8 protein-coding genes are annotated in these 8,064 nt (G+C 73.5%); 4 read left to right on the top strand and 4 right to left on the bottom strand.

From position 1 onward, the window contains the following. Positions 1 to 89: 89 nt before the first annotated feature. Positions 90 to 518 (bottom strand): ML domain-containing protein, encoded by a 429-nt coding sequence (locus ACWFR1_RS27995; protein ID WP_453555765.1) that lies wholly within the window; start codon positions 516 to 518, stop codon positions 90 to 92. A 375-nt stretch (positions 519 to 893) separates the two neighbouring features. On the opposite strand from ACWFR1_RS27995, the gene ACWFR1_RS27990 reads away from it, so the two are divergent. From ACWFR1_RS27990 to ACWFR1_RS27975, 4 genes are all read left to right on the top strand, one after another. After that, positions 894 to 1,772: a helix-turn-helix domain-containing protein gene (locus tag ACWFR1_RS27990; RefSeq protein WP_453555763.1), complete on the top strand. Its 879-nt coding sequence runs from the start codon at positions 894 to 896 to the stop codon at positions 1,770 to 1,772. 99 nt (positions 1,773 to 1,871) lie between these two features. Then, on the top strand, positions 1,872 to 2,858 hold the full coding sequence (locus ACWFR1_RS27985) for a DUF6528 family protein (RefSeq protein ID WP_453555761.1): 987 nt from the start codon (positions 1,872 to 1,874) through the stop codon (positions 2,856 to 2,858). A gap of 38 nt (positions 2,859 to 2,896) precedes the next feature. Continuing rightward, the gene (locus ACWFR1_RS27980) at positions 2,897 to 3,625 is read left to right on the top strand and encodes a DUF2625 domain-containing protein (RefSeq protein WP_453555759.1); all 729 of its coding nucleotides are present in this window, start codon (positions 2,897 to 2,899) and stop codon (positions 3,623 to 3,625) included. Continuing rightward, complete coding sequence (locus ACWFR1_RS27975) at positions 3,622 to 4,128, top strand: GNAT family N-acetyltransferase (RefSeq protein WP_453555757.1); 507 nt, start codon at positions 3,622 to 3,624, stop codon at positions 4,126 to 4,128. The genes ACWFR1_RS27980 and ACWFR1_RS27975 overlap by 4 nt, the downstream gene beginning before the upstream one ends. Here ACWFR1_RS27975 and ACWFR1_RS27970 read toward each other — a convergent pair. From ACWFR1_RS27970 to ACWFR1_RS27960, 3 genes are all read right to left on the bottom strand, one after another. Further along, a complete protein-coding gene (locus ACWFR1_RS27970; RefSeq protein WP_453555755.1) occupies positions 4,125 to 4,640 on the bottom strand; it encodes a DinB family protein in 516 nt (171 codons plus the stop codon). The two genes, ACWFR1_RS27975 and ACWFR1_RS27970, sit on opposite strands and share 4 nt — an antisense overlap. A 73-nt stretch (positions 4,641 to 4,713) precedes the next feature. Continuing rightward, positions 4,714 to 5,520: a tetratricopeptide repeat protein gene (locus ACWFR1_RS27965; RefSeq protein WP_453555753.1), complete on the bottom strand. Its 807-nt coding sequence runs from the start codon at positions 5,518 to 5,520 to the stop codon at positions 4,714 to 4,716. 9 nt (positions 5,521 to 5,529) lie between these two features. Further along, a complete protein-coding gene (locus ACWFR1_RS27960) occupies positions 5,530 to 8,046 on the bottom strand; it encodes a YfhO family protein (RefSeq protein ID WP_453555751.1) in 2,517 nt (838 codons plus the stop codon). Positions 8,047 to 8,064 lie beyond the last annotated feature (18 nt).

Genomic DNA, 8,064 nt, shown 5'->3' with positions numbered 1-8,064 from the left:
ACGCGAAGGTCGAGGAGGCCACGAAGGCCATCGCCCGCATGATGCGTCGGGTCGCGGGATTCCGCGACCCGGCCCTTCCGTACGTGTGGTCAGCGCATGAAGTCGAACATGAGGTCGAGGGTGGCCAGCTCGTCCTCGGCGGCGGTGTAGCCGCGGACGTTCAGGGTGAACTTGGCCTGCGGGATCTCCTTGGGGAGATGCATGGCGATGGTCAGCTCCAGGTCGCCGGGCTTGATGGGCCCGCCGGCCGGGTCGGGGCTCGCGGTCCACGTGGTGTTGAGGGTCTTGGCGCCGCGGAGTTCCTCGAAGAGGTCCAGTCGCTTGTGCATCACCTTGATGAGGCCCAGCTTGACCGTGACGTCGAAGTAGGCGCCGTCCTCGATGGCCTCCAGGGCGGTGCCCTTGATGGTCAGCGTGGTGTCGCTGTACGCCCGCGGAGGGTCAGGGGTGAGGGTGATGGTCTCGATCTGCAGCGGGTCCGTGGGAAGGCCCGCGTTCGTGTAGCTCCAAGCGGTCATGTCGCGGAGCGTATATCGCCCGTCGCTTACCGTGCGTGACGTCGGATGGGCCCGTCTGCCGGGTCCTGAGAGGGCGCGACGCGGTAGTCCGGTACATCTCCCAAGTACCTGGGCAAGTACCAACCCCACCTGTCCCAACCCCCGGCGGTCACCTGCGGGGCGGGTCACCCACACGAGGGAACTCTGCCAACTGGGCTGGATCTGAGGCGGGTTACCTGGCATATGCTCACGGCGACCCCAACTGAAAACAGTTCGGCCCCCGGCCGGGACTCGCAATCCCGATCGAGGGCCTGACCACGAGGAAGAGATCGCTTCCCGATGGATACCCAGCACTTTAGCGCTCCCGTTTCTCGCGGGGGCGTCATCCACGTCAACGTGCCCCACACGAGGGACTACGTCGTCGTCGGCAACCACCTCGCGCAGAACAACGACCTCTCGTTCATGGCGAGGGGCGTGGGCCTGTACATCCAGTCGCTGCCCGCCGGTACGGGCATCGGCATCAAGGAGCTGGCGAAGGATGCCAAGGAGGGCGAGATCAGCATCGCCGCCGCCCTCCGCGAACTGGAGGCCGTCGGCTACCTGAAGCGGATCCGCGTCCGGCTCCCCACCGGCCACATCACGACGGTGACGCACTCGTACAACAACCCCGGTGCGGTAGGGGGCTTGCACCCGAGCCCGGTCGGCACTCCGAAGCCGGACCCGGACCCGGATCCGGTCGGCACTCCGAAGCCGGACCCGGACCCGGATCCGAACGGCATTCCGAAGCCGGACCCGGACCCGGATCCGAACGGCATCCCGAAGCCGGATCCCGAAGGCCACCCGGAATCGATCCCCGCACCGGCTCCCGCACCGGCCCCCGCCCCCGCGCATGCCGAGGTGGCTGCCCAGCTCCCCAACGGCGCCGCCGCCGACCTCCTCGCGGGCCTGCGCGCCACGGACCCCCGCCTGCTGCTGTCGGTACGGGACATCCGGAGACTGGCCCCGGCCGTGGACGACTGGTTCGCCCGGGGAGCCACCCCGGAGGCCGTCGTGCGTACGCTGACGGCCGCGCTCCCGGTGCCCCTCCAGCGCCCGGCGGGCCTGCTGGCCCACCGCCTGGCGACCCTCCTGCCACCCCCCGTCCCCGCCCTGCCCCGCGCGGCGGCCCCGCACCCGATCCAGTTCTGCGTGACCTGCGACGAGACGGCCTTCCGCGCCCCGGAACCGGGCGAGTGCCCCGACTGCGCGGCGCTGGCGAGAGAGCGCGCGGCATGACCGGTACGAGCCCCACACGGAGTTGACGGACGACGGCCTTCGGTCTGATGGCACGTGTTAGCTTGACGGCCGATCGTCGATCATCCCGGGGGGGATACCGTGAACCGTCGAACCTTTCTGAAGAGCGCCGCCGCGCTCGGCATGGCGGCGCCGCTCGCCGCCGTCGCCGCCGCGACGCCCGCCCACGCGGCCGGCAACTACGACGTGCTCGTGACGGAGCAGCTGAAGAACAAGGCCATGCTGTTCCGCGCCATCGATCTCTGGACGCCGGACAACCTGGGGTGGGAGTGGCAGGCGCCCGCCCAGGCGGAGTGGGCCCGCCTCAACGACGCACGCTTCCGCGACACCGACCGCTTCGGCTGGGTGTGCATGGTCGCCGCCGGCGGCGGCAAGGTCGGCATGGTCAACTTCGGTGACGACGACGCCCTGTTGTGGTCGGCGACCCCCGGCGGGAACCCGCACGCGGCCGAGTACCTCCGCAGCCACGGTGTCGTGGTCGCGGCCTCGTCGGCCGCGTCGTCCGGCGTGGACTACCCGGGTTTCCTGACCGTGTACGCCCCCACGAACGCCGACGACCCCGCCACGCTCGGGAAGGTCCAGGAGATCTCCTTCCAGGGCGCGCACGGTCTCTGGTGGGACGGCTCGCACCTGTACGCCCTGGGCACGTGGACGCTCGCCAAGTACCGCGTCACCGGCAGCCTCCGGAACGCCCGGCTCGAACTCGTCCAGAAGCACGTGTGGGCGACCGAGTTCGGCGGCCACAGCCTCGACATGGACTTCACGAACTCGAACAGCCTCGTGCTGAACGGCGGCCAGGCCATCTGGACCGTCGACAAGCAGAACCTCGCGCTCACGAACATCCGGCCGGCCAGCTACGGGGTGAAGTCCTACTCCCGTGCCGTCGACGGCGAGTCCTTCTGGGTCCAGGCGATCGACGTGACGAACCCGGGCGAGACGGGCTGGTGGAACGAGTACGTACAGTTCTTCGACGCCGCCGGGAAGCCGACGTACCGCCGCGGCCTCGACTACTACGGGTACGAGGGCAGGTTCTACCGCTCGCGGATCTCGAGCATCAGGCTTTCCTGACTTCGCGACGGCCGCGGCGCGCGTGCGAGCATGCTCCGGTGCGTGAACTGAGTGAGCTGATCGAGGTCGAGGACCCGGCGTGGCCGGTGCTCGGCGAGGAGTTGCGGGGCGCGGCCGTGCCCGTCGCGGTGCTGGAGGCCGACGCGGAGCGCGCCGCCGCCGCGCTGGTGCAGACGCAGGTGACCGTGCGGTCGTTCCTGGGGGCGTTCGTGCTGCACAGCGGCGGGGCGTTCGTCGACGACGGCTGGCTGCGGGTGTACGGCAGTCCGGCCGCCGACAACGACCGGCGGCTGCCCTCGCTCGCGCGGGTCAACGGCTACCCGCCGGTGACGATCCCCGACTGGCGGCCCCAGGCCGGGCTGGTCGTGGCGCACGACGTGCTGGGCGGGGTGTTCGTCGTCCAGGGCGGGCCCGCCGAGCAGGTCGGCCTGCCGGGACAGCCCGGCGAGATGGTCTACTTCGCGCCGGACTCGCTGCGGTGGGACGCCCTGGGCGCCGGGTACGGGGCCTGGCTGTCGTGGATGCTCGCCGGCGGCACGGAGGAGTTCTACGAGGGGCTCCGCTGGCCCGGCTGGCGCGACGAGGTCCGCGAGCTGGACGGCGACCGGGGGCTCACCCTCTTCCCGCCGCTGTGGTCCGCCGAGGCGCACCAGGACCTGGCGGCGACGAGCCGCCGGATCGTGGCGATGGCGGAGCTGCTGGACTTCGAGCGGGAGACGAGCCTGCAGTTCGACGAGGCCGACCCCGGGTTCCTGGGGGCGGTGTGAGGGAGACGGCCGTACGGACCGAGCGGCTCGAACTGGTGCCGCTGGCCGTCGCGCACGCGGAGGAGATGGCCGGGGTCCTGGCCGATTCCGCCCTGCACGCCTTCATCGGGGGCGCGCCGCTGACCGCGCCCGAACTCCACGCCCGCTACGAGCGGTTGGCCGCCGGATCACCGGACCCGGCGGTCGTCTGGTGCAACTGGGTCGTGCGGCTGCGCGCCGAGGACCGGCTCACCGGGACCGTCCAGGCGACGGTCACCGACGGCGGGCGGGTCGCGGAGATCGCGTGGGTCGTCGGTACGGAGTGGCAGGGCCGGGGCATCGCCCGCGAGGCCGCCCGGGGGCTCGTCGGGCTGCTCGCGGCGGAGGGCGTACGGACGGTGCTCGCACACGTCCACCCGGAGCACGCGGCCTCCGCCGGCGTCGCCCGCGCGGCCGGACTGGCCCCGACGGAGGAGGAACACGACGGGGAGACCCGCTGGCGGCTGGAGCTCCCGCAGCCCTAGACGCCGGTCTGTCCGTCGATGAGTTCCCGTACGACATCGAGGTGACCGTTGTGGCGGGAGATCTCCTCGATGAGGTGGAGGATCACCCAGCGCAGGTCCACGTGGCGGCCGTCGCCGATGGGGCGTGCGGCCGTCGCGTCCAGGTCGGTGTCGGCGACCAGGCGGCGGTAGCGGGCGCTCTGTTCCTCGTACTCGGTGAGCAGTCGCGGCAGCGGGACGTCGACCGCCGTGCGCATCTCGGGGTCGGGGTCGTCCTCGGTCGCCAGCGTGAGCGGCCCCTCGGGCTCCTCGCCGAGGAACATCACGTGGATCCAGTGGTGCTCGACCCACCGCAGGTGGCTGATCAGCCCGCACATCGTCATCAACGGTGAGTGCGGGAGCGGTGCCTTGCGGGCGTCTTCCTCGGACAGGCCCTCGCACTTGGCTCGCGCCGTGTCACGGGCGTAGTCCAGGAACGTGGCCAGCTGCGTGCGTTCGTCCCACGTGGGGGGTGTATCGCTTCGTTGTGTCATCGTGGCCGAGGCTCCCACGGCTCGGAGGTGGTGTCGCGTGATTTGACGGCCGCGCGGGCACGCTGACCGGCCGTCAAGCCTGGCCCTCCCCGCCCCACACCGTCGTGATCAGCGCGTCCGCCGTGGTGGGGTCGCCCGCGAGGCGGCCCGCCTCGCGGACCTGGTCCGGGGTGACGCCTCCGGACTTCGCCAGTTCGATCGCCTCGTGGACGCCGTCCCCGTCGCCGTGGGCCAGCATGGCGAAGAACCAGCGCACCGCCCGCACCGGGTCCGGGTCGGTGCCGAATCCGTCGCGGTACCAGCAGGCGGCGGCGTTCATCGCGCCTGTGTGGCCGCGCTCGGCCGCCCAGACGTACCAGGTCAGCGCCTCCTCGTCCCGGTCCAGCTCCGACAGGCGGTCGGCGAGCAGGGCGCCCGCGATGTCGATGCCCTCCTCGGTGGCCTTCTCCAGGAGGCGCCGGGACTCGTCCGGGTCGTCGACGAGCTGGGCGAGGTTCAGGCACGCGTAGGCGTCCCCCGCGTCGGCCGCCGACCTGAACAGGGCGGCCGCGAGGCCCTGGTCCTCCTCGACGCCGATCCCTTCGAGCAGCATGTAGCCGTACGTGCGCTGCCCGGCCGGGTGGCCCGCCTCGGCCGCCGCGCGGGCGTACCGCACGGCGTCGGGCAGCGCCGACTCGTCGAAGTACTCCAGATAGATCCCGGCCAACAGCGCGGCGGCCTCCGCCGACCCCGCGTCCGCCAGCGGGACGAGACCGACGGTCACCTGCGTCGCCAGCTCGGCGCCCTCCGCGCTGCCCTCCATGGCGGCCCGCACGAACGCGTGCCCGGCCGCCACCCACTCCCCGGCCTCGGCGGCCTTACGTCCCTCGTCCAGATGCATGCGACGACCTTAAGGCCGGGGCCGGGACCTCCTGAGGGCGGCCGGGCGCCGGAGCGGCAGCACCACCAGCGCCGCCAGCCCCACCAGCGCCGCCGCCCCCGCCGCCAGGCCCGCCCGCAGGCCCGGTGGGCGGAACGCGCAGTCGACGGTTCCGGACGCCGGCACCGGGAGGGCGAGGAGGCCGCCGTACGCCGTCGTCCCGGTTCCCCCGGCGCAGTGCCAGCCCGCGATCGCGGGGGCCGCGACGACGACCGTGCCGGAGGAGGCGGGGACCGTCGCGGTGATGCCGTCCCGCGTGGGCCTGATCCGGGTGGGCGCCTCCGCGCGGAGGGAGCGCACCGCCGCACGCAGCCGCTCGTGGTCCAGGCAGCCGGTCTCGGCCCTCCCCCCGCCGGGCGGGACCTCCACCCTCGTGCCCGCCGTCCGCTGGACTCCCAGCGACGTCATGGCCGCACCGCGCTTCGGCCGGCCGCCCAGCAGGTCGGCCGTGCGCGCGCCCAGGCGGGCCAGGCCGGCGGCGTCGGGGGCCCAGAGGAAGACCTCGGTGCCGACCGGGCAGGCGCCCGCGCGCGGAGCCTCGTACACCTTGGCGCCCAGGAGGAGTTCCTGGTTGCGGAAGGGCGACGGGCCGTAGGCCGGGGGCGGGCCCGGCGGACGTACCGTCACCAGCGGGAGGTACGTCTCCGTACGGTGGACGGCGCCGTCCCGCCAGCGCGCGCCCACCCCGAAGACCGCGTCCGTCACGGGGTTGTCCAGGCTCAGCAGGTTCCGGCCCCGCGAGGTCCAGCCGCCGCCGAGCGCCGTCAGCGTCTCCGTGAGGACCGCCGGGGTGTGGCTGCTGTAGTACGCGGCGCCCTGACCGCCCAGGAGGAGCGGATCGTTCCCCGCGAAGCGGGGGAGGCCCGGATCCGTGCGGTACGCGGGCCAGCCGTCGGCCGCCGACAGAGCCGCCGCCCGCCGCTCCTCCTCCGCGCCCAGGGGCGGGTAGTCGTCCAGACGGATCAGCCGCTCCCGGTCCGCGTACGCCGTCGTCGCGGCCGCCTGGCCCAGCAGCGTGCCCGTGACCAGGAGCGCGGCCAGGATCCCGTACCGGCGCCGGCGCGGCAGGAGGAGCGCGCCCGCCACCGCCACGAGGCCCGCGCCCGCGAGCAGCAGCGCCCAGCGGGTGACGACCGGGCTCGGCAGCGCGCCCGCCGCGAGGGCCACGACCACGCCCGCGCCGCCGAGCAGCGCCCGGCGGTCCGGGAGGCCGTGGGAGACGGCCGTCCAGGCGGTGAGGACGAGGACGCCGGACAGGACGAAGGTCTGCCGGTACGGGCTGCCGTTCGGCGTGGCGAACACATGCCAGAGGAGGTGTGTCGGGCCCCATTGCATCGACAGCGCGACGGCCGCGCACAGGGCCGGCCACAGCCATCGTTCACGCGCCGGGACGTCCCGGCGGAACAGCAGCGTGCCCACGAGCAGCGGCACCGCCGTGCAGACGAAGGCCGCCGGGGTGGCGAAGCCGTACGTCGCCGGGAGCAGCCGGGCGAGCACGTCCGTACCGGCCGCCGGGGCGAACTCCCTGACCACGCCGGGGTGCGCGTGACGGGAGCCGAGGAAGACGGGGACGAGGACGGGGGCGGCGAGACCGATCCCGATGCCGGTGGTCACGGCTGCCCGGAGCAGCGTCCGGAGCGCGGTCCGGGGCGGTGTCCTGAGCGGTGTCCGGAGCGCGGTCCGGGGCGGAGTCCTGAGCGGTGTCCTGAGCGGAGTCCTGAGCGGAGTCCTGAGCGGTGTCCGTACGGGGGAGGCGTCCGTCGTCGTCGCGAGTCGGACCAGGAGCACGAGCGCCGCGCCGAGCGTCGCCATGTACGCGGTGTAGAAGTTCGCCAGCCAGCAGACCGCGACCACCAGCGGGCCCAGGAGCGGCCTGCGGCCCTCCCGTACCCACTCGCCGACCAGACAGAGCAGCGGGAAGGCGATCAGGCCGTCCAGCCACATCGGGTTGTACGTGCCCTCCGCGAGCGACCAGCCGCACAGCGCGTACGCGGCGCCGAGCACCGCCGCCCACCACCAGGCGCCCGGGCCGACGCGGCGCAGCAGGAACGTCATGGCCGCCGCCGCGACCGCCGTCTTCAGGACGGTCAGCGCGTACACCGCGTACTCGATGTCCGCGCGGGGGAGGAGGGCGACCAGCGGGGCGAAGGGGCTCGACAGATAGGTGCCGTAGTCGGGGAGGAAGCTCGTGCCCCAGCCCGCCCGCCAGTCGAGCAGCAGCCCGCCGTCCGCGTCGCCGCGCAGCAGGTCCCAGAGGTGCGCGTGGAACGGCACGAACTGGTTGGCGAGGTCGTTGACGGCCCGGTGGCGCGGCCCGAAGGGGAAGACGCGGGCGACGGCGTCCCCGGCGCAGACGGCGACCGCCGCGAGGAGCGCGGCCAGCAGGGACGAGCGCCCGCTGCCCGCGAAGGCGCGGGCGGCGGGAGCGGCCGGGGTGGCGCGGGCGGCGGGGGCCTCGGGGGTGGCGCGGGCGGTGGTCTTCGGCATGACGGGTCGAATATGCCA

The sequence above is a fragment of the Streptomyces sp. NPDC055103 genome (assembly GCF_053607625.1).
Note: the sequence above shows the minus strand (reverse complement) of the source record. Positions and strands in the feature narration are given on the sequence as shown.

Excerpts from the sequence above, each read along its gene's own strand:
- ACWFR1_RS27970 (WP_453555755.1), bottom strand. The coding sequence starts at position 4,640 with ATGACACAACGAAGCGATACACCCCCCACGTGGGACGAACGCACGCAG.
- ACWFR1_RS27995 (WP_453555765.1), bottom strand. The coding sequence starts at position 518 with ATGACCGCTTGGAGCTACACGAACGCGGGCCTTCCCACGGACCCGCTG.
- ACWFR1_RS27960 (WP_453555751.1), bottom strand. The coding sequence starts at position 8,046 with ATGCCGAAGACCACCGCCCGCGCCACCCCCGAGGCCCCCGCCGCCCGC.
- ACWFR1_RS27965 (WP_453555753.1), bottom strand. The coding sequence starts at position 5,520 with ATGCATCTGGACGAGGGACGTAAGGCCGCCGAGGCCGGGGAGTGGGTG.